We start from the raw sequence: 23,076 nt of genomic DNA, 5'->3' as shown, positions 1-23,076 counted from the left end.
TGATTCACGCCGAAATCCTCTTGGGCGAAATATTGGTGGAAAGATTTTCGCGCACTTGCGCGAGCGACTTGCGCAACAGCTCGATGGTCTCGGGGGCAACGCCCGCAAAAGCATCCCGAGACATTTGCCCGGCCAGCATTCGCAACTGTTCGACCAAGGGCTCGCCTTTGTCGGTCAGGTGCAGCCGCCAAGCCCGGCGATCCTCGGGGTCGCGGCGACGCTCGACCAAGCCGCCCTCTTCCAGCCGATCGACGATCCGGCACAAGGTGATCGGCTCGATATCGAGATGATCGGCAAGCTCGACCTGACGAAGCCCCGGTTCGCGCCCCACCCAAGCGAGCGCCCGCCATTGCGCACGCGTCACGCCAAGCGGCGCCGCGCGACGATCGAACTCGCGCCGCAGACTGTGGGCCGTTTCGGCAATCTCAAAAGGAATCGTATCCAAGGCTATATCAACACATATAATAAGTGCACTTATTAAATCAATGGTTACTGTCGCCCCCTTGCGCCGCAACCGCTGCTGCGGCAAGCGAGGCCATGATGACCAAGATCGAGGCGATCCCGGCCCTGCTCGATGCGCTCGAGGCAATTTACGATGAATCGGTAAGCAATCTCCGCAATGCCTTGATGGCGTTCGCGCAGGGCGGCACGCGACCCGACCCAAAGGCACGCGCCGATGGCGGGTTCGCTTATCCCGAGCTGCGGATCGATTACGACCCGACCTCCCCGCCCGCCCCGTCGATGCGCGCCTTCGCCAGGATCAGCCAAGCGGGCAGCTACACCACTTCGGTCGCGCGTCCGGCCCTGTTCCGGGCTTACCTCACCGAGCAACTCGAGCATCTGGTGCGCGATTATCCGGTCGAGATTTCGGTCGGTCGATCAAAGAGCGAAATCAGCTATCCTTACGTGCTTGACGGCGGCGAACTCGAGCTTGGCGGCCTGAGCACGGCCGAAATCTCGCGCTGGTTCCCGTCGACCGAACTGGCCCACATTGGCGATGAAGTGGCCGATGGGGTGTTCGACAGCAAAACCTCCGAAAGCCGCCCACTCGCATTGTTCGACGGCCCGCGAACCGACTTCAGCCTAGCCCGTCTCAAGCATTACACCGGCACCCCGCCCGAACATTTCCAACACTTCATCCTGTTCACCAACTACGTCCGCTACGTTGATGAATTCGTTCGCTTTTCGATCGACGCCCTGCGCGATCCCGACAGCCAGTTCACCTCGCTATCGGTTCCCGGCGGCCGGTTCGAACTCGGCGATCTGGACGAGGCGGAGGCCCAGATCGCGGCCGGCTCATGGCGCCGTCACCAGATGCCCGCTTATCATCTGATGACCGACAAGGGCGACGGCGTGACCCTGGTCAACATCGGTGTCGGCCCGTCCAACGCCAAGACCATCTGCGACCATATTGCGGTGCTGCGGCCCGAAGCGTGGCTGATGATCGGTCATTGCGGCGGGCTTCGGCTCAGCCAGACGATCGGCGACTATGTCCTCGCCCATGCGTACCTCCGCGACGACCATGTCCTCGACCAGATGCTTCCTCCGGAAATTCCCATCCCGGCCATTGCCGAAGTCCAGAATGCGCTGTTTGACGCAACCGTTGCAGTCACCGGCGAAGATGAGGACAGCGTCAAGAAACGGCTGCGCACCGGCACCGTCGTCACCACCGACGATCGCAATTGGGAGCTGCGCTACACCTTGTCGGCGCTGCGCTTCAACCAGAGCCGCGCGGTCGCGATCGACATGGAATCGGCGACCGTTGCCGCACAGGGCTACCGCTTCCGCGTTCCCTACGGCACCTTGCTGTGTGTGTCCGACAAGCCGCTCCACGGTGAGCTCAAGCTGCCCGGTCAGGCCAATGCTTTCTACGAGCGCGCGATCAGCCAGCATTTGCGGATCGGCATTGAAACACTGCAATTATTGAAGCGCGAAGGCGACGCCCTCCACAGCCGCAAGCTCCGCAGCTTCGACGAACCGCCGCTGCGTTAAGGTTTGGGCGTCAGGTCGGTGATCCGGCCGAGCTTTGGCGCTGCCGGGTTGGTCGCGAGATAGGCTTCGGTCGCGTCGAGATCGAGGCCGCCGTCAACCGGTTCGCCGCCGGCGGTCAACAAGGTAAAATTGTCGCCTCCGCTGCTGAGAAAATTGTTGATCGCCACGCGGTAAGTTCGGCCCGGGTCGATCGGCTTACGGTCGAGCGTCATCGCCACGATTCGCTGTCCGGGTGGGCGAGATTTGTCGTAACTGAAACTGAAATTATATGACGGCAGCAGCAGGTTGGAGTTGGCGACCGTGTTGCGACCACTGTCGAATTGCTGTTCGAGCACGGCCTTGAGCTGCGCGCCCGTGAAGCTGCGCACGACGATGTTGTTGGCGAACGGCTGCATCGCGAAGATTTGGCCGAAGCGAACGGTGCCGTCGGCATCGGGGAGCAGGTCGGTGCGCGCGCCGCCATTGTTCATCAGCGCGAGGTCGGCGCGGCGTTGGTTCGCACCGCGAGCATCGTATAACTGGGCATCGGCAATAAATCCCGGCGCGGACGATTCCACGCCCGATACTTCGCTGTGGGTGAGAAAGCCGGACAGCTTGCCGACCGGGCGGTTGGCTTCGGTGGCGGCGGCATCACGGTATCTGCGCACCAGCCCGGCCACCTCAGGATCGGCGGCGAACACGGGATAAGACGGAACGAGCGGCGCCGACAGGCGCGCCGTCGCGATCGCCTCTCCCTGAACAATGACGAACGATCCGCGCTCGCCGACCAGTACCCCTGCCCGGTCGAAGGTGAGCCGGATATCGGTCACCATCGCGCCATATTTGCCGGCGCTGGTCAGCAACCGCTGACCCCCGCCCGCGATCGGCACGCGGCAGATGTAGGCATTGTGCGTGTGACCCGAGACGACCAGCCGGATCGCCGGATCGAGCCGGTCCAGGATCGGCAGGATTTCGCCGCTCAGCCCCGGGCAATTCTGGTCATCGAAGCGCCCGGTCAACGAGCCGCCCTGGTGAATCAGCAGCACGATCGCCTTCACGCCCGCTGCCTTTAGGCCAGGCACCAGCGCATTGGCCGTATCCGCCTCGTCGGTGAATTTCACCCCCGCAACTCCGGCTGGTGTGACCAAGGTCGCGGTCGCCTCCAGTGTCATGCCGATGAAGCCGATCCGAACCCCGCCGATCGTCTTGATCGCGGTGCCTGGAAAAATGCTCGCCCCGCTGGAGTCGACCACATTGGCGGCGAGGTAGGAGAATTTCGCCCCTGCGAACGGCTCGACCGCGCATGGCTTGCGGGTCGTCGAATCGACCTTGACGCACCCGCCCGATTGCATCCGCTTTAATTCGGCAATGCCGCGATCGAATTCATGATTGCCGACCGATGCCAGTTCGAGCCCGGCCATGCCCAGCGCAGTCACTGTCGGCTCGTCGAGGAACAAGGCCGAGCTAATCGGGGTCGCACCGATCAGGTCGCCCGCTGCCACAGTTACGCTATTGGCGGTTCGGCTCTGCTTGAGCGCGGTCGCCAAATAAGCTGCACCGCCTGCCGGGACTGCGCCGTCGACGGCGGGGACGGTCAGCTTGGGAGGCTCCAGATTGCCGTGGAAATCGTTGAAGGCGAGGATCTGCACTTCGATCGGGCGGGCGAGCTGGCGCGGGACAGTTGCGCAGGCGGCAAGAGCAGCGGACAACAGGATGACGGAAAAGCGGCGCATCACAACCTCAACAAGCATTGCCGCGAGCCTTAGCTCCAGCCTAATGACATTGCCATGACCGACGCCGACCTCATCGCCGCCGCGCGAACTGCTGCGCTCAAGGCTTATGCGCCTTATTCGAATTTCTCGGTCGGATGCGCGGTCGAGAGCGTCGATGGCGAGGTGGTCACTGGCGCGAATATGGAGAATGCCTGTTACCGCCTCGGCCTGTGCGCCGAAGTCAGCGCGTTGACACTGGCCCAGGCGACGTTCGGGCTGGACAAGGTCGCGCGGATCGCGGTTGCCGGCGGTGACGCGTCAGGAACCGCACTCGCAGGAACGAACGCCGTCACCCCCTGCGGTGGCTGTCGCCAATCAATTCTCGAGGCTGCGCAATTAAGTGGCGTCGACATCGACATCCTGTGCGCCAGCGGGGACGGCCAGACGGTTAAGCACTACAAGATCAGCGCGCTCATTCCCCATGGCTTCGGCCCGGCGAGCCTCAAGGACGCGGGCTAGGCCTTAGTAAGCCGCCGCTGGCATTTCAGCTTTGCGCTCGATTTCGGCTTCGCGCAGGCGGTCAGATTTTTCCGAGCGCGAGGCGAGCAATTCCCACGCCGTGGCCGAACGGATGTGGCTTTCCTTGACGTTGCTGAGGTCGGTCGCGTCGGCCCGGCCACGCGCTTCGGCAGCGCGCTCGCGGTAGAAGTTGGTCTGGTTCGACATGGAGTGAGGTGGACTTTCTGGCGAAGGTTGCAGGGTCGATCCGGCCGGTCGGCGCAGTAGCGCCACTCGGCCGGGCAGGAGGGTAAACTTAAAGCAGCTTCAGGTTGGCGGCGCTTTCGCGGCCCCGGCGGTCGGGTTCGAGCTCGAACGAGACTCGCTGATCGGTATCGAGGCCCGTCAATCCGGCGGCTTCGACCGCGCTGATGTGGACGAACGCATCCTGTCCGCCACCATCCTGGGTGATGAAGCCGAAGCCCTTCATCGCGTTGAAGAATTTGACGGTGCCTTCAGGCATTGACTGGGTCCTTCCTATCGGGCGCGTGCGGTCGATTCGCCACCGGCTAGAAGAGGCGGAGAGGAAGGATTGAGCGATTGAACCGCTGGAAACCCGCGTCAGGCGACTGGTAGCGGAGACTTGTTACGCCACATCGGCCAAAAACGCAAAAGTTGGGCGAAATCAGCCTTATGTCAGCTTGATCTCGCGCAGCCGCTCCAGCAAATAATCGTGGCTGCTGATCGGCGGCCATGTGGGCTGCTCCCCCGCTGGCACCGTGCCGGGCAGCGCCTCGATGATGAAATCGGGGCGGAAGTGGAGGAAATACGGCATCGAGTAACGCGCCTTCGATGCGCGATCAGGGGCCGGGTTGACCACCCGGTGGCTGGTCGATCGCAATCGCCCGTTGGTCAGCCGCTGGAGCATGTCGCCAATATTGACCACCAGTTCGCCCGGCTTGGGGCTGACCGGCAGCCAGCGCCCGTCCTTGGTCTTGAGCTCGAGCCCGGCTTCCTCGGCGCCGAGCAGCAGGGTGATGGTGTTGATATCCTCATGCGCCCCGGCACGGATCTGGTTGCCGCTCGGGGTTTCGATCGGCGGATAATGAAGCAGCCGCATCACGCTATTGCCGTCGCGCACGGTGTCGGTGAAATAATCCTCGTCGACGGCCAGGAAGCGGGCGATGGCGCGGAGCACCTTGAGGCCCGCGGCGTCGAACGCGTCGTACAGTTCGAGGAAAACTTCCTTGAAGCCGGGGATTTCTCCCGGCCAGACATTGTCGGCCATGACGTCGCGGAATTTGTGCCCCGCGGCCAACTCGCGTCCCACGTGCCAGAATTCCTTGAGATCGGACGCAGTGCCGCCTTTTGCTGTTTCGACCCCGAACGCAGTGTAGCCGCGGGCGCCGCCGCCGCCGGCGATGAGATAAGCGCGCTTGGTGTCCTCGGGCAGCGCGAAGAACAGCTTGGCCATTGCTTCGGCGCGATCGATCAATTCCTGCGGGATGCCGTGATCGCGGACGATCGCGAAGCCATAGTCGACGAAGCTCTGGCCAAGCTCCTCGGCAAACGCTTGCGGGTGAAGGTCGGCGTCGTCGAGCGACACCGAGGCGACGGTATCGCTGGTGAGAATGTCGGTCATGATGAGGCTCTTAGCAAAAAATCAGGGAAGCATCAGCCCGGCAAGCGCGGCAGACATCAGATTGGCGAGGCTCCCGGCAAGCAACGCCTTGAGGCCAAGCCGCGCGATCGTCGGGCGCTGGTTGGGGGCGAGGTTGCCGACCACTGCCAGCTGGATCGCGATCGAGCTGAAATTGGCGAACCCACAGAGCGCGAACGTCACGATCGCTCGGCTGCGCTCCGAGAGAGCCGCCGCAGGACCAGCTGCATTGCCGAGGTCAATGAAGGCGACGAATTCGTTGAGTACCACCTTGGTCCCGAACAGGCCGCCCGCAACGCCCGCTTCGTTCCACGGAATCCCGATCAGGTACATGACCGGCGCGAACACCGCGCCAACCGCACCCTGGAAGCTCCAATTGTCCTGCCCGAACAAGTTGCCGATCCCGCCGAGGATCCCGTTGGCCATCGCTACCAAAGCAACGAACGCAAGCACCATCGCGCCGACTGCGACCGCCAATTTGACCCCGGTCTGCGCGCCCTGCCCCGCGGCCATGATGATGTTGGCCGGCTGCTCACCTTCCTCGAAGCCGTGGATCGCCAGGTCATCCTCGCGCGCCGCGACCGCGACCCCGCCTTCGAGCGGCAGTTCGTCCTTCGGCGCGACATCGTCGGGCATGATCAATTTGGCCATCAGGATTCCGCCGGGCGCCGACATGAACGCGGCGGCGAGCAGGAACGGCAGGTACTTTTCGCCCAGCAGCCCGGCATATGCGGCGAGAATCGTCCCCGCGACTCCGGCCATACCGACCGTCATCAAGGTGAACATGTGGCTCGGCACAAGGGCGGCAAGATAGGGGCGGACAACCAGCGGGCTTTCCGACTGGCCGACGAAGATATTGGCGGCGGCACCAAGGCTCTCGACCCGGCTGATCCCGGTTACCCAGCCGATCGCCCCGCCGACCCAGCGCACCACGCGCTGCATGATGCCAAGATAATAGAGGATGGACACCAGGGCCGCGAAGAACACGATCACCGGCAGCGCGAGCAACGCGAAATTCTTGCCCAGCGGATCGCTGGCGAGCGCCCCGAACAGGAATTCGGTACCCTTGCCGGCATATCCGAGCAGGTTCGATACACCGTCCGACATGCCCTGGATCACTGTCCGCCCGCCCGATGTGCGAAGTACGAGGAACGCGATCACCGCCTGCAGTGCGAACGCCGCAAGGACCACGCGCGGCCGGATCGCGCGACGATTGGACGAGAACAGGATCGCGATGAGGACGATCGCGGCAATACCGACGACGCCGAGCAAGGATTGATTCATGAGTACGCCGCCCCTCCCAAGGCGATTACCAGGTGACGCCTTGTGCAGCGCTTTCCACCGCCGCGTCCAGTAGGTCGATGGCGGCGGCCGGACTGTCGGCCTTGAGCAATTGCGCGCGGCGCGCATCGCTCAGGAAACCGCTGTCGACGACATGGTCCATGAACCCCGCCAGCTCGTCCCAGAAGCCGTTTACGTTGAGCAGGCAGAATGGCTGCGCATGATAGCCGAGCGCGTTCCACGTCCACGCTTCGAACAATTCGTCGAGCGTGCCGATCCCGCCGGGAAGCGCAACAAAAGCATCGCACAATTCGGTCATCTTGGCCTTGCGCTCGTGCATCGTCGTTACGGTGAACAATTCGGTGCAACCCTGGTGCGCGACTTCATGCGCGACCAAAGCGTCGGGGATAACTCCGTAAACCTTGCCGCCGTGTTCGAGCACGGTGTCGGCGATGATCCCCATCAGCCCGAGCTTGCCGCCGCCATAGACCAGGTCGATCCCGCGCTCCGCCATGACCACGCCAAGGTCGCGCGTGGCATCGGCGAAGGCGGGGTCGGCACCGGGGGCGGAGCCGCAATATACAGCGAGGCGCTTGATCATAAGTTCACCAATAATCGAAGGTCGGCTTCGGGCCGGGCGCCGAAGTGCGAAATGATTTCGGCGGCGGATATTGCGCCGGTTGCGAGGCAGCGGCTCAGGTCATGTCCGCGCGCCCGGGCGACAAGGAAGCCGGCGGCGAACAGATCGCCTGCGCCGGTGGTGTCGACGACGTTGCGGACCGGGGCGGCGGGGACTTCGACCCCCTCCCCGTCTTGCAATGCCAGCGCGCCCTCTGAACCGCGCGTGATGACCAGGGTCGGGACCTTGCCCGACAGCATCGCCAGCGCTTCGCCCAGCCCCGATGCTCCAGTCAGCTGCAGCGCCTCATGCTCATTGGCGAACAGCAAGTCGATCGAACCGCGGTCGATCATCTGGGTAAACGCCTCGCGGCGGCCCGGGATGCACACGCTTTCGCTCAGCGTGAAGGCAATTTCGCGCCCTGCCCCATGGGCAATGTCGATCGCCCGCATCATTGCCGCGCGCGGCAGTTCGGGGCCGAACAAATAGCCTTCGAGATAGAGGATCGCGGCAGATGCGATCAGCGCCTCGTCAAGCGCGGACGGCGACAGCAAGTGTGACGCGCCGGGCGAGGTGTTCATCGTCCGCTGCGCATCTGGCGTGACCAGGATCAGGCAGCGCCCGGTCGGCGGTGCATCGGGGTCGGTCAGCGATGGCGTGTCGAACTGTACGCCGAGCGCCTGCATGTCGTGGCGGAAGATGTCGCCCAACTGATCGTCGGTAATCTGCCCGATAAACGCCGCACGGCCCCCCATGGCGGCGATCCCGGCCATCGAATTGGCCGCCGATCCGCCGCTCGTCTCGCGTGCATTGCCCATTGCTGCATACAGCCGCTCGGCCGAACCGCTGTCGAGCAACTGCATCCCGCCCTTGGGCAGCCCGTGCGCCGCAATGAAAGCATCGTCGCACGTCGCGATGACGTCGACGATCGCATCACCGATGGCAAGAATGTCGATTGCGGGCTTGATCACGGGGGGCGCGCTAGCCGCGTGGGCTAGGCCGGGTCAACAAAACCCTTGCGAGGGCAGGCAAAGCCGTTAGGCCTTCGCCGCCATGAGCACCCAATCCCAATCGCCCGTCGCAGCCCCCGCCGCCACCGGCATCCGACCGTCCTTGTTCGCCTTTGCGATTTTCTATGGCGGGATGGTGTGCATCGCGGGGGTGCTCGGCAACAAGCAGGTCGCGCTTGGGCCGCTGGCGGTCGAGGCCGGTATTTTCGCCTTCCTGCTACTGGTCATCACGTCGAGCGCAGTGGCGGAAGTGCATGGTCGGGAAACCGCCAACAGACTGGTGGTGTGGGGCTTCGTGCCGTTGCTGGTCAGCCTGGCACTCACGATTCTCGTTCTCGCCGTCCCCGCCGCTACGGACATGGATCCGGCGCGATTGTCGGCGTTCGACATGATGATGGGCGGGACGCGGCGGATGTGGCTTGCGGGATTGATCGCATATGGCTGCTCCAGCCTGCTCAACGTGACCATTTTCTCGAAGCTCAAAGGCGGCGAAGGATCGAAACTGTTGTGGTTCCGATCGGCTGTGGCGAGCGTGCTCAGCCAGATCCTCGATACCTTGTTGTTTATCGGCATCGCCTTTTACGGCGTGTTTCCGATCGGGGAGCTCCTGGCCGGGCAAATGTTGGCCAAGGTGGTCTTGTCGGTGGTGGTGGTGCCGCCGCTGATTTACCTGTTCGTGGCCATCGGACGAAGGCTCGACAGCAAAGCCTACTGACAAGGTTGTAACCAGGCCGAAATTTTGCTTAAGGCGCCGTGTCATAGAGGGCCGAGCGGGCATCCGCGTGGCATAACGGCAACGCTAATCAAGATTCATTATAGGTCCGATCCGGACCGTCACCCAATCGTCTCATTGTGGCTATAGCAGCCGCAACGACTCGCAATCGCTCATCACCCTTGGGGGGTCCTAATACCGTGAAAAAAATCATTCTGCTCTGCACGTCGGCGGTCATCTTCCCGACCGCCGCATTCGCCCAGTCGACCGGCACTCAGGACTTCGACAAGAAGGAAGAGGCGATCGTCATCACCGGGACCCGCGCCCAGCAGGTCGGCGGTGTTGTCGCCCCCGATTCGTCGAAAGCCAAGGCAGTCCTCACGCAGGAATATATCGCCCGCCAGTCGGCCGGCCAGACCGTGCTCGACACGATCAACGCGGTTCCCGGCGTTAGCTTCCAGAATAATGATGCTTATGGCTCGTCGGGCGGAACGCTCAACATCCGCGGCTTCGACAGCTCGCGCATCAGCCTGACCTTCGACGGCATCCCGCTCAACGATTCGGGCAATTATGCGATCTTCTCCAACCAGCAGATCGACCCCGAGCTGATCGACCAGGTCAACGTCAACCTCGGCACCACCGACGTCGATTCGCCGACCGCCTCGGCAGTTGGCGGCACCGTCAATCTTCGCACCCGTCTGCCGCGCAAGGAATTTGGCGGCCAGGTCGTCGGATCGCTCGGTCAGTTTGACTTCCGCCGCATCTTTGCGGTGATCGACACCGGCGAGATCGGTCCGTGGGGCACCCGCTCCTATTTCTCGGTCAGCAATGCCAAGAACGATAATCCGTTCAACAATTACGGCGTTGTCGACAAGCAGCAGTATAACGCCAAAATCTATCAGCCGCTGGGCAGCAATGGCGACTTCATCTCGCTCGCCGGTAATTATAACCAGAACCGCAACAACTTCTTCGGTTCGCTCCCGCTGCGCACCGATCGCACCCAGAGCGCGACCAACCTTGCCCCGCGCACGGTCGGCCCGAACAGCACGCAACGTTACCCGACCAGCCGCGACGAGCGCGAATATGACATCAACTATTCTTGCTTTACCGACACGCCGCAGGCCGGCGTTGCCGACGCGCCGACCCCAAACACCAACGACCTCGCCAGCTGCGGGACCGAATTCGATCGTCGCTATAATCCGTCGAACACCGGCAATATCAAGGCACAGTCACGCTTCACGCTGACCGACGCGTTGACGCTGACGATCGACCCCAGCTTTCAATATGTGAAGGCCAATGGCGGCGGCACCACTACGCCGGCGTCGCCGGCCCGCGAATATGGTTTTGACATCAACCCGACTGGTGGTCGCGCCAATTGCTCGACCACACCGAACAGCGCCACGGTCAATTGTATCGGCGGTTATTTCGGTGGCGCGCCTTATGCTGGCGGCCGCGATCTCAACGGTGACGGGGATATACTGGATACGGTCACTTTGCTCGTCCCCAGCCAGACCCGGACCAAGCGTTATGGCGTCATTTCGGGGCTTCGCTGGGCGATCAACGACGACCATGTGCTGCGCTTCAACTACACGCTCGATCACGCCAATCATCGCCAGACCGGCCAGGTTGGGCTGATCGATCGCAATGGCGAGCCATTCGACGTCTTCCCGATCAATGATCCACTCAACACCGCAGCTGGCGTTGTCCTGCAAAAGCGCGATCGTCAGTCCTACGCAATCCTCCACCAGGTTTCGGGCGAATATCGCGGCGAGTTCTTCGACGACAAGTTGACGGTCACTGCCGGCCTTCGTGCACCTTTCTTCACCCGCAAGCTCGACAACCGCTGCTTCACCAGCTCGGCTGGCGGCTTCGTCGAATGCTCGGGCGGCGATCCGACGCTCGATGCGACGATTGCGACCAACAACCCATACACCTTCAACCCGGTGACCGGCGCGGTGACCGGCTTCGCCCCTCCGGGCAAGCGCACCCTGAAGTATGATGCGTTGCTTCCCAACGTTGGCGTCGTGTTCGACATCACGCCGCGCATCAGCGCGTTCGTAAACGTCGCCAAGGGCCTGTCGGTGCCGTCGACCGACAACCTCTACAACGCATTCTTCTTTCCTGAAGGTACGTCACAAGCCAAGCCCAAGCCCGAGACCACGGTCAGCTTCGATGGCGGTCTCCGCTATCGCAGCAGCAAGGTGCAGGCGCAGATTGCCTACTGGCACACCGACTTCAAGAACCGCTCGGCCTCGGCGTTCGATCCCGAGCTAAACGCGACCGTGTTCCGTAATCTGGGTTCGGTCGAGAAATATGGCATTGACGGTTCGTTCGCTTACTCGCCGATCAAGCAGTTTACGCTCTACACCTTCGGGTCGTGGAACAAGTCGAAAATTCAGGACGATATCCAGATCGCGACTCTCCCGGTCGGCGTTACCTGTGACACCGTCACCCCGGGCTCTCCGACGGCGCTGCGCAGCTGCGCCTTCACCTCGGGCCGTCCGGAATCGGGCACGCCCAAATATACCTACGGCTTCTCGGCCTTGGGTTCGGTCGGACCGTTTGACCTTGGCATCACCGCCAAGCGCACCGGTCCGCGCTACGTGTTCGACAATGGCGCTGCGGTGTTCCGTGGCGACGTCGATCTGCCCGGCGTCGGTGGTGCCGAACAGGTCTATGACTCGAAGGCTGCGGCTTACTGGCTGGTCAATCTCGATGCCCGCGTGAACGCCAGGTTCATCGGTCTCAAGTCGACCTACTTCCAGTTCAACGTCTACAATCTGTTCGACAAATTCTACGTCGGCGGGTTCGGCGGCGGCCTCAACCAGTCGATCAACGCAACGACTGGCGTCTATGGCGCGCCGCCGTTCGTCCAGATCGGTGCACCACGCACCGTGTCGGGCTCGATCAACGTTACCTTCTAACGCTCGCTGGCCTTCGGGCCGGGGATGAAGCGGCGTCGCCTTCGGGCGGCGCCGTTTTCGTTTGCGGCCCCAATTTTGTTTGCCGGAATGCTCATCGGTTGCTCTAACCATTGGCATGGCCATCACCACCGCCCCTGCCGCATCCTTCGCGTCTCCCCGCCGCTGGTATCGCTTGCTCTACCTGCAAGTGCTGGTCGCGATTGCGCTCGGGGTGGCGGTCGGGCATTTCTGGCCGGCGACCGGCGAAGCACTGAAACCGGTCGGCGATGCGTTCATCAAACTGGTCAAGATGGTCATCGCGCCGGTGATCTTCCTGACCATCGTCACCGGCATTGCGGGACTTCGCGATCTCGCCGCCGTCGGGCGCGTCGCGCTCAAGGCGATGGCCTATTTCCTGACCTTCTCGACGGTTGCGTTAATCCTCGGCATGATCGTCGCCAATGTGGTCAAACCAGGCGCCGGGCTGATGGTCACCGCCGCCGCGTCCGACCCCAGCAAGATCGCCGATTATGCCGCCAAGGCGCATGACACGACGCTGTCGGGCTTCCTGCTCGATGCGATTCCCGAGACGTTGGTGTCGGCGCTGACCGCGGGCAATATCTTGCAGACCTTGCTGGTCGCGATCCTGTTCGGCGTTGCGCTGACTTTGGTCGGCAAACCCGGCGAACGCTTGCTCGGCGCATTCGAAGATCTTGGCCGGGTGGTGTTCAAACTGGTCGGGCTGGTGATGCTCCTCGCGCCGCTGGGCGCATTCGGGGCGATGGCGTTCACAATCGGCAAATATGGCCTTGGCGCGGTTGCCAGCCTCGCCGGGCTGGTCGCGACCTTCTACCTCACCAGCCTGTTTTTCGTGCTGGTCATCCTCGGGCTCGTGGCACGGGCGAGCGGCTTCTCGATCTTCCGCCTGATCGCCTATCTCAAGGCCGAATTGTTGCTCGTCCTCGGCACTTCGTCGAGCGAGAGCGCCCTGCCGGCGCTGATCGAGAAGATGGAGGATGCCGGCTGTCCCAAATCGGTGGTCGGGCTGGTCGTCCCGGCGGGCTATTCGTTCAACCTCGACGGGACCAATATCTACCTCACATTGGCCGCTTTGTTCATCGCACAAGCCCATGGCATCGACCTCACATGGGGTCAGCAGGCGGCGTTGCTCGGCGTGGCCATGCTGTCGTCGAAGGGCGCCGCGGGCGTAACCGGCGCGGGGTTCATTACTTTGGCCGCGACGTTGGCGATCGTGCCGACGGTGCCGGTCGAGGGCATGGCGCTGTTCCTCGGCGTCGACCGCTTCATGAGCGAATGCCGCAGCCTGACCAATTTCATCGGCAATGCGGTGGCGACGATCGTGGTGTCGCGGTGGGAAGGGCGGCTCGATCGCGACCGGCTCGACGCCGCACTGCATGGCCGCGCGGCGGGATTTGACCGGTTCGATCCGGGCACCGTCGACGCCTGACATTGACCGCATCGGGCGCGCATGGCAGGGCGGCGCCGCGCTAGTCAGCGGGTGTAGCTCAATGGTAGAGCTTTTGCTTCCCAAGCAAGTGACGAGGGTTCGATTCCCTTCACCCGCTCCAGCACAAAACTGTCCGGGGGACAGTTTTTGCTGGAGCGCTCAGCGCAGCTGAGGCGACCCCTAGTGCAAATCCTGCAAATTGAGATATTCTGATCCAAATAAGGGGGGATGTCGTCATGCGTCTTTGGTCATCGATTGCGCCGCTTGCGCTGCTGTTGTCGTCGGCAGCGTTGGGACAGGCCGAACCGGGGGCCCCGGTCGACGATGAAAACACCGAGACCAACGTCCCGTGGCAAGCGCAAATCTATTCCAGCAAGACCGACTGGACCGATCAAGAACTCGGCGACCGGGAAGGCTGGGACCTATCGCACAAATGCGGCGGGTCACTGATTGCCGACGGCTGGGTGCTGACCGCCGCGCACTGCATTAATGCCGAGCGGATCAAGAATGGCCACCGCGTCCGCCTCGGCTCCTCGACCATCGACCTGGAGGAAGGCGCAACCTACCGGATCGACCGCATGGTTCGCCACGCCGACTACGACAAGGCCAAGCATTATTACGATATCGCGCTGGTGCATTATGTCGCCGACGCCGAGACCGACGCGGAAGATGCCGGACCGATCGAAGCGATTGAGCTTTATGACGGGCCGCCGCTCGCCGCTGGCGCCAAGGTTTATGCCACCGGCTGGGGTCAGGCTGAGGAGGGCCAGGGCAAGGGGTTCCAGCCCGATCTCACGCAGGTCGACCTGACCGTCGCCGATTGCGCAAATTTTCCCGAATATCGCGGCGAGACAACCGACTATCAATTATGCGCCAGCTCACCCGATAACGATACCTGCACCGGCGATAGCGGCGGGCCATTGGTGATGGAGGTCGACCGGCCGGTGCTGGTCGGCGTCGTCAACTGGGGTCGCGGTTGTTACCGCGAGAACAGCGCGGGGATTTACCTGCGCATCGACCAGGCCAATTTTCGCGACTGGATCGACCGCGCGATGGCGGCCGATCCATCGATCAGCGAGTTGCGCTAGCGATCGTCGGGCGTGCCGCGATCGTCAGGCGTGCCGCGATCGTCGGGCGTGCCGCGATCGTCGGGGGTGCCGCGATTCTCGCCGTCATCTTCATCGTCGTTCGGGCCGAAGTCGAGGTGATTGATGCTCATCGTCATGCTCCCCATTTGGTTGCAACCGCGATTAATTCGCACGGATTAACCATCCGCGATAGCCCCCGTCAGGCGAAGCCGGTTTCGCGCAGGAAAGCAGTAAAGCGGGGATCCTTGGCAAGCGGGTCGAGCAACGGATCGCTGGCGATCGCGATCAGCCCAGCGTCGCCAACGCTGCGCGCCCGGCGGAGCAGCGCAATTGCCGCGTCGACCTGGCCGAACTGCGCCATCACTTCGGCCTGCTGGTACAAAGCCGCATCGCCAACCTGAGATACCAATTGCGCATTCGCCGCCTGCGCTGCCGAATGATTGCCGACGCGATGTTCAAGCACTGCCAGCGCCGACAGCCGAAACATCGCGGCCGGCTCCTTGAGAATATGGACCCGCGCCTCGTCCAACCGGCCAAGCTCCATCAACGTCGTACCAAGGAAGGCATTGGCGTTGGACATATTCGGGTTGAGCGACAGCGCCCGCTGGAAGTGCCCCATGCCCCCGGCATAATCGCGGGTCGCGAAACCGATGATCCCCGCCGCTCGATGCGTGCGCGGATTGAGCGGGTCGAGCGCAACCGCCTGATCGATCGCGGTTCGGGCTTCGCGTGGTCGCCGCGCTCTCACCGAATAAAGCGCGTAGAGCAATAAATTGTCGGCGCTCCCCCGGCCATAACGATAGGCCGCATCATAGGAAGCCCGGCTGTTTTTGATGTCGAGCTGGCCGGCAAAAATCGCATAACCAAGCGCAAGATGCGCCTCGGCCAGTCTCGGCGCGAGCTCGACCGCCTTGCGCCCCTCGACGATTGCGGCGGCGAAGGTCGACTTGATCTCCGGTCCCGGCGCGTAGGCGCTGGCAATCGACGCCTGAACGCGTGACAAGGCTGCGTGCGCCAGTGCAAAATTGGGGTCGGCGGCAAGCGCGTTCTCAAACAGGGCCTTGGCCTCGCGGTCGGTTTTCTCGTCCTTGGACAGATTATACAGCGCCTTGCCGCGCAAATAGGCTTCATACGCCCCGACATTGCGGGTCCCGCCGGGCGCGGGATCCTGGGTCGCCATCCGTATCGACAAGGCGTTGGACACGGTGCGCGCAACGTCGCTCTGGAAGGCGAAAATGTCGGTCAAGCTGGCGTCGATCCGCTTCGACCAGATCGAAAAGCCGGTCTTGCCATCGGTCAGGTCGATTGCCACGCGAACCGCTTCCCCGAAACGCTGGACCGACCCTTCGAGCAGGTTTGCGACGCCCAGCTTGGCGGCGATCGCAGTTGCGCCTTCATCATGGTCGCGCGCGGTGTTGGAAGTGGTCCCGGCAAGCACTTGCAGGCCGGCGTTGCGCGATAAAGCGGCGCGAATTTCCTCGGTCAGCCCGTCGGACAGATAAGCCTGGCTCTGGTCGCCGCTAAGGTTCTTGAACGGCAAAACGGCGATTGTCCGCTCGTTTGCAGACGGGCCGAACAGGCGGTCGCGAAAGGCATAAGCCCCGCCACCCGCCGCGACGACCGCCGCAGCGCCGGCGGCGAGCTTGATCGACTGCCGCCGATCGACCTGACCCCCGCGAGCAAAAAATTGCGGCCTCGGGACACCGGGCGATGCTCCGATCGCGCGGCTGATCGCGCGATCGATTGAATCGATTTGCGGACCGCTGGCTTTGCCCCGCCAATCGGCCAGGTCGATCGTCTGATATTGGCGAAAACCGAGCGGCGGGTGGCTCCCGTCGATCGACAGCGGGACCAGCCGCTTGCGGTCTCTGCCCTGCGCAGCCTCGTCGGCGACCCAGTCGGACTCGATCGACGACTTCGACCACAATACCACTACGGCATCGGCGGATTCGAGCGCGGTGCGGATCGACTTGGCGAATTGCGCTCCGCCCTCGATCAGATTGTCCCACCACACGGTATAGCCGCGCGCGGTCAGCGCAGCGGCGAGCTGCTGCGCGCGCTTGGCGTCGGCATGCGCATAGCTCAGGAAGATCGTCGGTTGGCTGGTCTCGCTCGGCATGGACGCCCCCGCCCCCTCGGGAATTGATGAGACTATCGCGTACCTGCCCGCATTGGAATAGCCGCCACGCCAGCCGATCGACTGCATCCACGACGCTGCCCCCGACGTCGGGCTTTGCGAAAAGTCGCACGACCTCCGCTTTGGTGCGGCACCACTCGGCCAGCTAGTGGGGACGTGCAGGCATCGCCGTTACGATCGCGCTATGATTAAACCCTGGCCAAGCAGGACAGGCGCCATCCGCCAATCACTCCCTGCTGCGGTTAAAGTCTATATGCACTTTGACCCAGGTGCCAATCAACGGCTTGCCGTCGATCCGCGTCGGACGGATGCGGAATTGCCATCCGGCCAGCCGAACCGCGCGGGCCAGCCCCGATCCGGGCGGCGATTCGCCAAGCGCCTGGCAATTTTCGACCCGATTGTCGGGGATCGTCTGGCACGCCACTTCGGCCCAGCTGCCCTGCGGGGCACCGTTCTTGGGCAAATAATAAGCCAGCTCGGCATTGGTCGGCTCGCGATACCATTCGGCCAGATACAGGGTTGCACCGCCCGGCCCCGTCCCGACACTGGCGGAAGACGCACCGCTTGCTGCCGATCCCTTGCCGCCGGCGCTGCCCAACTTGGAGATGTCGGCGGCGGCATATTCCTCGCGGGTCAGCTTGAGAAAGGGCGACTTGGCCAGCGGGCTGGGCGGGATCGGCGGAACGCGCGGGACCGGCTGTTGCGTTGGCGTGGCCTTGCTTGCGGCTTCGGGGGCCGGTTTGTCGGGGATCGGCGCGGCCGCCTCGGGCACGAAAGTGACCTCGGTCGGGGTCGATTTGTCCTTGCGCTCGCTCCACGACGCCGGGCCAAGCCCAAGCAGCATCAGCAGAAACAGCAATTCGGCGAGCAACGTCAGCCCGATGATCAGCGCGCGCTGGCGAGCATCGGGGCGCCGCCAGTCGGCCGGAGACTGGTATTGGGCCAACCGCATCGCGGTTTCGCCTAGCGGGCGATCATGACCGGATAAAGCATGATTCGATCAAATACCGCCATCGGTGGTCGGATAGCCCGCCGCATCGAGCGCGACCGCCAGTTCATCGGCCACGCGCCGCGCGAGCACTTCGTCTTCCGACCGGACGACGAAATTGCCGCCGACCTTGCCCGCCTTGAAGAACGGATAGCTGCCGATCGACACGCCCTCATTGGCCTTTTCGGTGGCGCCAAGCAGTTCGGCGACTTCGCTCTCCGGCGCGAACGCCCCGATCGTCACCGAGACCAACGGTCGCCCACCCTCAAGCGTCCCGGTCAGTGCGTCGAGCATCCCTGCGGTAATGTGCGGCACCCCGGCCATGACGAACAGATTGCCGACCCGGATCCCGGGCGCGCCCGACATGCGGTTGGGGATCAACTCGGCCCCCTCTGGCACCCGCGCCATCCGCAGCCTTCCCTCGTTGATCCCGCCCTTGTCAGCATAATATCGCTCGAGGATCGCACGCGCCTCGGGATGAACGACCACCCCGACCCCAAGTGCGACCGCGATCGCATCGACCGTGATATCGTCATGCGTCGGCCCAATTCCGCCAGTGGTGAACAGATAATCATTGCGCGCCCTCAGCGCGTTGACCGCCTCGACGATTGCCGCCTCGACATCGGCCACCACCCGCACCTCGGCCAGCCTGATGCCCTGCACATTGAGCCAGCTGGCCAGCTGCGCGACATTCCTGTCCTGCGTCCGCCCCGACAGGATTTCATCGCCAATCACCACCAAAGCGGCGGTCCACACTCTGCTCAACGCACTGCCTCCAGTCGACTTTTGCGCACCCCTACCCTATTTGAAGGTCATGACCGAATATATCACTGTCGGCCCGGAAGATCGCGCCGAAGCCAGATCGAACATCATCAAGCTGCACGGCCCCGAGGGCTTTGCCGGCATGCGCGCCGCTGGCCAGCTCGCCGCCAGCATCCTCGATGAATTGACCAAGTTCGTTGCTCCGGGCGTCACCACGCAGGAGATTGACGACATCGTTTACCGCATGTCGACCGACGCTGGCGGCGTTCCCGCGACCCTGGGGTATCGCGGCTACACCAAGAGCTGCTGCACCTCGATCAACCATGTGGTGTGCCATGGCATTCCCGCCGACAAGGCGCTCAAGGATGGCGACATCGTCAACATCGACGTCACCCCGATGCTGGGTGGCTGGCACGGCGACACCAGCCGCATGTTCCTGGTCGGCGATGTCCCGCTCAAGGCACGCAAGCTGGTCGAGGTGACCTATGAATGTTTGATGCTCGGGCTGGAGCAGGCCAAGCCGGGCAATCGGCTCGGCGATATCAGCCACGCGATCCAGACCCATGCCGAAAAGCATCGCTACAGCGTGGTCCGCGATTTCTGCGGCCACGGCCTCGGGCGGGTGTTTCACGACAGCCCCGAAGTGGTCCACGCCGGTCGCCCCGGCACCGGCCCCGAGCTAAAACCCGGCATGTTTTTCACCGTCGAACCGATGATCAACATCGGCCGCGCTGACTGCAAGATGCTCGACGACGGCTGGACCGCAGTCACCCGCGACCGCTCACTCTCGGCGCAGTTCGAACATTCGATCGGGATAACGGAAGACGGGCACGAAGTGTTCACCAAGAGCCCCAAGGGGCTCGACTTCCCGCCTTACGCCTAGCCGCCCCACCCCTTCACCAATGCTTCCGCCGGCCCCACATCTTCGGGGAAATCGACTTCCCCCCATTCCTCGCCGCTGATGTCGAGCGTCCGCACGTCGCCATTCTGGGCGAGGTGGTGGATCACGCGGAGGTACCAGATCGTCGTCCCCTCGCTGGTGCGCATCGCGCGGTCGATCGCCTCGGCGAAGCGCTCCGCCCCGCCGCCGCGAAACGCCAGCAAACCGATCGATTCGGCGTTGACGCCTTCCTTGATCCGCTTGCCGATCGCGCGCAGCCGCCCATCATCGTCGACGATGACTTTCATGTCGTCGTCGTCATACGCACCCTTGCGGTCGATCGTGACGCAGATCCCGTCCTGCGCGCGATTGCCAACTACCCGCGCCATCAGCGCCTTCGACACCAATGTATCGCCGTTCCACACCAGGCAATTGCCGGTCAGTTCGCCGCGCACCATGTACAGCGAGCCCAGGTTATCGGCGACCTTGAAGAACGGGTTGAACGCGGTGCGCACCATTGGCCCGCCGCCGCGCCGCGCCAGGCATGCCTCGATCTGGTCGTCGCGAAAGCCGGTGACCACCACTACTTCATCGACCCCATTGTCGGCGAGCGTGTCGAGCTGCCAGTCGAGCAGGCTTTTGCCACCAAACTCGATCAGGCATTTGGGCCGGTCGTCGGTCAGATGACCGAGGCGCGAACCCTGGCCGGCGGAAAGAATGATCGCTTTCATGGGCGAACCGCTTCGCGATCAATTGCGGCAGCGATGCGGCAAGGCTAGGCTTGGCCCATGAAAAGAGTCGAAGCCATCATCAAACCGTTCAAGCTCGACGATGTGAAGGACGCGCTTCACGATGCGGGGGTGAGCGGGATCACGGTCAGTGAGGTCAAGGGCTTTGGCCGCCAGAAGGGCCATACCGAGTTGTATCGCGGGGCCGAATATGTCGTCGACTTCCTGCCCAAGGTAAAGGTCGAGGTGGTGGTCGAGGATGACCAGGTCGACCGCGTGTGCGAGGCGATCGAGGCCGCTGCGCGCACCGGGCGAATCGGCGACGGCAAGATTTTCGTGGTGGCGATCGAACAGGCGATCCGAATTCGCACCGGCGACCGGGGCGTCGACGCAATCTAGCCGTGGACGATCCCCGTCTCGCCTCAATGTCGCCGGACGACTTGCGCAGCGCAATGCGGATCCTCGGCTATCGCACTCAGTCCGACCTGGCCGGCGCGATCGGGGTCAGCCGATCGACCGTCAGCCTGTGGCTCGAAGGCAAGGTCGGCGTCCCGCGCCCCGTGGCGATGCTGCTGCGCATGCTGATCGCTGCCCAGCGCCGGGCGTTTTAGAAAAGGTCGGTTGCGTAGTTTCGTCGAGCCATTGGTGAAATCTTCACGCCGCGCGTGACTCTCCCTGCCGCATCCGCAAATCGCTGCCATGAAAGCGGTCGCGGGGCCGTGTGATTCTCACATTCAGCAGATGGAGCCGGTCATGGCGAGCGAAGCAGCGAAGATCCTGAAATCGATCGAGGAGCAGGAAATCGAGTGGGTCGATCTGCGATTTACCGACCCCAAGGGCAAGTGGCAGCATCTCTCCATGGTCGCCTCGGCGATCGACGAGGACATGCTGACCGATGGTTTCATGTTCGACGGCAGCTCGATCGAGGGCTGGAAGGCGATCAACGAAAGCGACATGATCCTCAAGCCCGATCTGACCGCGACCTATATCGATCCCTTCTCGGCCACCCCGATGATGATCATGGTGTGCAACATCGTCGAGCCGTCGACCGGTGAGCTTTACGGCCGCGACCCGCACTCGACCGCGACCCGCGCCGAGGCCTATCTCCAGGCAACCGGCATTGGCGATACCGTATTCGTCGGCCCCGAGGCCGAATTCTTCATGTTCGACGACGTTCGCTTCGAAGACAGCTACGCGACCAGCTTCTACAAGCTCGATGATATCGAGCTGCCGGGCAATTCGTCCCGCGAATATGAAGGCGGCAACCTTGCCCACCGGCCGCGCGCCAAGGGCGGCTACTTCCCGGTCGCACCGGTCGACAGTGCCGGTGATATCCGCGGCGAGATGGTCTCGACGATGCTCGAAATGGGCCTGCCGTGCGACAAGCATCACCATGAAGTCGCCGCCGCGCAGCATGAGCTCGGCCTGACCTATGGCAAGCTGGTCGAAACCGCCGACCGCATGCAGGTCTACAAATATGTCGTCCACATGGTCGCCCACGCTTACGGCAAGACCGCGACCTTCATGCCCAAGCCGATCGCCAAGGATAATGGCAGTGGCATGCACACCCACATGTCGATCTGGAAAGGCGGCAAGCCGTTGTTCGCCGGCAATGGCTATGCCGGCCTGTCGGAAATGGCGCTGTATTTTATCGGCGGCGTCATCAAGCACGCCCGCGCCCTGAACGCCTTCACCAACCCGACCACCAACAGCTACAAGCGCCTCGTCCCCGGGTTTGAAGCCCCGGTGCTGCTGGCTTATTCGTCGCGCAACCGCTCGGCCTCGTGCCGCATTCCGTACGGCGCGGGTGACAAGGCCAAGCGCGTCGAGTTCCGTTTCCCCGATGCACTCGCCAACCCGTATCTGGCTTATTCGGCGCTGCTGATGGCCGGGCTCGACGGGATCCAGAACCGCATTCACCCGGGCGAGGCGATGGACAAGAATTTGTACGATTTGCCCGCTGCCGAGCTGGTCAACGTCCCGACCGTCTGCGGCAGCTTGCGCGAGGCCCTCGTCAGCCTCGACAATGACCGCGCCTTCCTGACCAAGGGCGACGTGTTCAGCGATGATCAGATCGACGCTTACATGGAATTGAAGTGGCCCGACGTGATGCGCTGGGAAACCACCCCCTCGCCGGTCGAATTCGATATGTATTATTCGAGCTAGTTGGGGAATTCTGATCGGGTGAGGGCCAAAAATTAGCCCTTTCTTCACCATCGCCCGTCATGGTGACCGCGCCATGGCATGCGAGGTTCGATCAATGAACAGTTTCCGCTCCGCACTCGACAAGGGTGACGGACTGCACCCGTCGGGTCCGGCGATGCCGGCCAAGAAGCCGTCTGGCGCGAAGGAGGACACGGGCCTTGGTTCGGTCTCGGTCGCGCGTGAGGAAGTTCGCAGCGTCAACCACCGCGACGATGATCGCCACCGGCTCCAGGCCGAGGAAGCGGTCCTTCGCGTCGGCAAGAAGCGCCACGTGGTCGAACTGGTCAACCTGTCCGGCGGCGGCGCGATGATCTGTACCGATGTCACGCTCGCCATGTGGCAAAAGGTCTTCCTGGTGCTCGGCGATTGCGACCAGGTCGAAGCCGCCGTTCGGTGGATTCGCGGCAATCGTGTCGGACTTGAATTCGCGCATGAAACCCAGGTTGGCGGCGAC

The 23,076-nt window shown here is 63.0% G+C and carries 24 protein-coding genes and 1 tRNA gene; 12 read left to right on the top strand and 13 right to left on the bottom strand.

Translation table 11 applies throughout. From position 1 onward, the window contains the following. Positions 1-4 precede the first annotated feature (4 nt). Entirely contained in the window at positions 5-445 is a 441-nt protein-coding gene (locus RMN73_RS03800) for a MarR family transcriptional regulator (protein ID WP_309601986.1), read from the bottom strand. A gap of 95 nt (positions 446-540) precedes the next feature. Between RMN73_RS03800 and RMN73_RS03795 the strand changes: the two genes are divergently transcribed. Then, entirely contained in the window at positions 541-1,992 is a 1,452-nt protein-coding gene (locus tag RMN73_RS03795; protein ID WP_309601993.1) for an AMP nucleosidase, read from the top strand. Here RMN73_RS03795 and RMN73_RS03790 read toward each other — a convergent pair. Continuing rightward, positions 1,989-3,722, bottom strand: a complete 1,734-nt coding sequence (locus RMN73_RS03790) for a 5'-nucleotidase C-terminal domain-containing protein (RefSeq protein WP_309601985.1) — start codon at positions 3,720-3,722, stop codon at positions 1,989-1,991. The two genes, RMN73_RS03795 and RMN73_RS03790, sit on opposite strands and share 4 nt — an antisense overlap. A gap of 36 nt (positions 3,723-3,758) precedes the next feature. Here RMN73_RS03790 and RMN73_RS03785 point away from each other — a divergent pair, with 36 nt between their 5' ends. Continuing rightward, positions 3,759-4,202, top strand: a complete 444-nt coding sequence (locus tag RMN73_RS03785; RefSeq protein WP_309601984.1) for a cytidine deaminase — start codon at positions 3,759-3,761, stop codon at positions 4,200-4,202. 3 nt (positions 4,203-4,205) lie between these two features. Here the strand turns inward: RMN73_RS03785 and RMN73_RS03780 are convergent, their stop codons facing one another. The 6 genes from RMN73_RS03780 to RMN73_RS03755 all read right to left on the bottom strand — a co-directional run bounded on the left by RMN73_RS03780 (position 4,206) and on the right by RMN73_RS03755 (position 8,712). Then, on the bottom strand, positions 4,206-4,409 hold the full coding sequence (locus RMN73_RS03780; RefSeq protein WP_309601983.1) for a hypothetical protein: 204 nt from the start codon (positions 4,407-4,409) through the stop codon (positions 4,206-4,208). An 88-nt stretch (positions 4,410-4,497) separates the two neighbouring features. Continuing rightward, positions 4,498-4,704 carry a cold-shock protein gene (locus RMN73_RS03775; RefSeq protein ID WP_309601982.1) on the bottom strand — a complete coding sequence of 69 codons (207 nt, stop codon included), beginning with the start codon at positions 4,702-4,704 and terminating at the stop codon, positions 4,498-4,500. Between the two features lie 168 nt (positions 4,705-4,872). Then, positions 4,873-5,823: a 2-oxoglutarate and iron-dependent oxygenase domain-containing protein gene (locus RMN73_RS03770; protein ID WP_309601981.1), complete on the bottom strand. Its 951-nt coding sequence runs from the start codon at positions 5,821-5,823 to the stop codon at positions 4,873-4,875. Positions 5,824-5,844: 21 nt separating this feature from the next. Next, a complete protein-coding gene (locus RMN73_RS03765) occupies positions 5,845-7,125 on the bottom strand; it encodes a nucleoside transporter C-terminal domain-containing protein (RefSeq protein ID WP_309601980.1) in 1,281 nt (426 codons plus the stop codon). Positions 7,126-7,150: 25 nt separating this feature from the next. After that, on the bottom strand, positions 7,151-7,720 hold the full coding sequence (locus RMN73_RS03760) for a TIGR00730 family Rossman fold protein (protein ID WP_309601992.1): 570 nt from the start codon (positions 7,718-7,720) through the stop codon (positions 7,151-7,153). Continuing rightward, positions 7,720-8,712: an adenosine kinase gene (locus tag RMN73_RS03755; RefSeq protein WP_309601979.1), complete on the bottom strand. Its 993-nt coding sequence runs from the start codon at positions 8,710-8,712 to the stop codon at positions 7,720-7,722. The genes RMN73_RS03760 and RMN73_RS03755 overlap by 1 nt, the downstream gene beginning before the upstream one ends. Positions 8,713-8,794: 82 nt before the next feature. Here RMN73_RS03755 and RMN73_RS03750 point away from each other — a divergent pair, with 82 nt between their 5' ends. The 5 genes from RMN73_RS03750 (at position 8,795) to RMN73_RS03730 (ending at position 14,922) form a co-directional block, all read left to right on the top strand. Next, the gene (locus tag RMN73_RS03750) at positions 8,795-9,466 is read left to right on the top strand and encodes a queuosine precursor transporter (protein ID WP_309601978.1); all 672 of its coding nucleotides are present in this window, start codon (positions 8,795-8,797) and stop codon (positions 9,464-9,466) included. A gap of 197 nt (positions 9,467-9,663) precedes the next feature. Continuing rightward, positions 9,664-12,387, top strand: a complete 2,724-nt coding sequence (locus RMN73_RS03745; protein ID WP_309601977.1) for a TonB-dependent receptor domain-containing protein — start codon at positions 9,664-9,666, stop codon at positions 12,385-12,387. A 115-nt stretch (positions 12,388-12,502) separates the two neighbouring features. Next, positions 12,503-13,834 carry a dicarboxylate/amino acid:cation symporter gene (locus RMN73_RS03740; protein WP_309601976.1) on the top strand — a complete coding sequence of 444 codons (1,332 nt, stop codon included), beginning with the start codon at positions 12,503-12,505 and terminating at the stop codon, positions 13,832-13,834. 47 nt (positions 13,835-13,881) lie between these two features. Further along, positions 13,882-13,955 (top strand) — tRNA-Gly (locus RMN73_RS03735). 115 nt (positions 13,956-14,070) lie between these two features. Beyond that, positions 14,071-14,922 (top strand): serine protease, encoded by an 852-nt coding sequence (locus RMN73_RS03730; RefSeq protein ID WP_309601975.1) that lies wholly within the window; start codon positions 14,071-14,073, stop codon positions 14,920-14,922. Here RMN73_RS03730 and RMN73_RS03725 read toward each other — a convergent pair. The 4 genes from RMN73_RS03725 to RMN73_RS03710 form a co-directional block, all read right to left on the bottom strand. Continuing rightward, positions 14,919-15,053 (bottom strand): hypothetical protein, encoded by a 135-nt coding sequence (locus RMN73_RS03725; protein WP_309601974.1) that lies wholly within the window; start codon positions 15,051-15,053, stop codon positions 14,919-14,921. The two genes, RMN73_RS03730 and RMN73_RS03725, sit on opposite strands and share 4 nt — an antisense overlap. 68 nt (positions 15,054-15,121) lie before the next feature. After that, on the bottom strand, positions 15,122-17,041 hold the full coding sequence (locus RMN73_RS03720) for a TIR domain-containing protein (protein ID WP_309601973.1): 1,920 nt from the start codon (positions 17,039-17,041) through the stop codon (positions 15,122-15,124). A 244-nt stretch (positions 17,042-17,285) separates the two neighbouring features. Next, positions 17,286-18,011 carry a hypothetical protein gene (locus RMN73_RS03715; RefSeq protein WP_309601972.1) on the bottom strand — a complete coding sequence of 242 codons (726 nt, stop codon included), beginning with the start codon at positions 18,009-18,011 and terminating at the stop codon, positions 17,286-17,288. 48 nt (positions 18,012-18,059) lie between these two features. Next, complete coding sequence (locus RMN73_RS03710; RefSeq protein WP_309601971.1) at positions 18,060-18,812, bottom strand: molybdopterin-binding protein; 753 nt, start codon at positions 18,810-18,812, stop codon at positions 18,060-18,062. Between the two features lie 49 nt (positions 18,813-18,861). Between RMN73_RS03710 and map the strand changes: the two genes are divergently transcribed. Then, the gene (map, locus tag RMN73_RS03705) at positions 18,862-19,692 is read left to right on the top strand and encodes a type I methionyl aminopeptidase (protein ID WP_309601970.1); all 831 of its coding nucleotides are present in this window, start codon (positions 18,862-18,864) and stop codon (positions 19,690-19,692) included. Here the strand turns inward: map and RMN73_RS03700 are convergent. Continuing rightward, positions 19,689-20,420, bottom strand: a complete 732-nt coding sequence (locus RMN73_RS03700) for a phosphocholine cytidylyltransferase family protein (protein WP_309601969.1) — start codon at positions 20,418-20,420, stop codon at positions 19,689-19,691. The two genes, map and RMN73_RS03700, sit on opposite strands and share 4 nt — an antisense overlap. Before the next feature lie 57 nt (positions 20,421-20,477). Here RMN73_RS03700 and RMN73_RS03695 point away from each other — a divergent pair, with 57 nt between their 5' ends. The 4 genes from RMN73_RS03695 to RMN73_RS03680 all read left to right on the top strand — a co-directional run. Beyond that, positions 20,478-20,816: a P-II family nitrogen regulator gene (locus tag RMN73_RS03695; RefSeq protein WP_309601968.1), complete on the top strand. Its 339-nt coding sequence runs from the start codon at positions 20,478-20,480 to the stop codon at positions 20,814-20,816. A 2-nt stretch (positions 20,817-20,818) separates the two neighbouring features. Further along, on the top strand, positions 20,819-21,028 hold the full coding sequence (locus RMN73_RS03690) for a helix-turn-helix domain-containing protein (RefSeq protein ID WP_309601967.1): 210 nt from the start codon (positions 20,819-20,821) through the stop codon (positions 21,026-21,028). 142 nt (positions 21,029-21,170) lie between these two features. Beyond that, positions 21,171-22,583: a type I glutamate--ammonia ligase gene (gene glnA / locus RMN73_RS03685; RefSeq protein ID WP_309601966.1), complete on the top strand. Its 1,413-nt coding sequence runs from the start codon at positions 21,171-21,173 to the stop codon at positions 22,581-22,583. Between the two features lie 94 nt (positions 22,584-22,677). Next, positions 22,678-23,076: PilZ domain-containing protein (locus RMN73_RS03680; protein WP_309601965.1), on the top strand; the 399-nt coding region annotated here is incomplete at its 3' end.

The sequence above is a fragment of the Sphingomonas sp. genome (assembly GCF_031372575.1).
Lineage (GTDB): Bacteria > Pseudomonadota > Alphaproteobacteria > Sphingomonadales > Sphingomonadaceae > Sphingomicrobium.
This window is presented reverse-complemented; position numbering and strand designations above follow the sequence as displayed.

Excerpts from the sequence above, each read along its gene's own strand:
- RMN73_RS03795 (WP_309601993.1), top strand. The coding sequence starts at position 541 with ATGACCAAGATCGAGGCGATCCCGGCCCTGCTCGATGCGCTCGAGGCA.
- RMN73_RS03790 (WP_309601985.1), bottom strand. The coding sequence starts at position 3,722 with ATGCTTGTTGAGGTTGTGATGCGCCGCTTTTCCGTCATCCTGTTGTCC.
- RMN73_RS03785 (WP_309601984.1), top strand. The coding sequence starts at position 3,759 with ATGACCGACGCCGACCTCATCGCCGCCGCGCGAACTGCTGCGCTCAAG.
- RMN73_RS03780 (WP_309601983.1), bottom strand. The coding sequence starts at position 4,409 with ATGTCGAACCAGACCAACTTCTACCGCGAGCGCGCTGCCGAAGCGCGT.
- RMN73_RS03775 (WP_309601982.1), bottom strand. The coding sequence starts at position 4,704 with ATGCCTGAAGGCACCGTCAAATTCTTCAACGCGATGAAGGGCTTCGGC.
- RMN73_RS03770 (WP_309601981.1), bottom strand. The coding sequence starts at position 5,823 with ATGACCGACATTCTCACCAGCGATACCGTCGCCTCGGTGTCGCTCGAC.
- RMN73_RS03765 (WP_309601980.1), bottom strand. The coding sequence starts at position 7,125 with ATGAATCAATCCTTGCTCGGCGTCGTCGGTATTGCCGCGATCGTCCTC.
- RMN73_RS03750 (WP_309601978.1), top strand. The coding sequence starts at position 8,795 with ATGAGCACCCAATCCCAATCGCCCGTCGCAGCCCCCGCCGCCACCGGC.
- RMN73_RS03740 (WP_309601976.1), top strand. The coding sequence starts at position 12,503 with ATGGCCATCACCACCGCCCCTGCCGCATCCTTCGCGTCTCCCCGCCGC.
- RMN73_RS03730 (WP_309601975.1), top strand. The coding sequence starts at position 14,071 with ATGCGTCTTTGGTCATCGATTGCGCCGCTTGCGCTGCTGTTGTCGTCG.
- RMN73_RS03725 (WP_309601974.1), bottom strand. The coding sequence starts at position 15,053 with ATGAGCATCAATCACCTCGACTTCGGCCCGAACGACGATGAAGATGAC.
- RMN73_RS03720 (WP_309601973.1), bottom strand. The coding sequence starts at position 17,041 with ATGCCGAGCGAGACCAGCCAACCGACGATCTTCCTGAGCTATGCGCAT.
- RMN73_RS03715 (WP_309601972.1), bottom strand. The coding sequence starts at position 18,011 with ATGCGGTTGGCCCAATACCAGTCTCCGGCCGACTGGCGGCGCCCCGAT.
- map (WP_309601970.1), top strand. The coding sequence starts at position 18,862 with ATGACCGAATATATCACTGTCGGCCCGGAAGATCGCGCCGAAGCCAGA.
- RMN73_RS03700 (WP_309601969.1), bottom strand. The coding sequence starts at position 20,420 with ATGAAAGCGATCATTCTTTCCGCCGGCCAGGGTTCGCGCCTCGGTCAT.
- RMN73_RS03695 (WP_309601968.1), top strand. The coding sequence starts at position 20,478 with ATGAAAAGAGTCGAAGCCATCATCAAACCGTTCAAGCTCGACGATGTG.
- glnA (WP_309601966.1), top strand. The coding sequence starts at position 21,171 with ATGGCGAGCGAAGCAGCGAAGATCCTGAAATCGATCGAGGAGCAGGAA.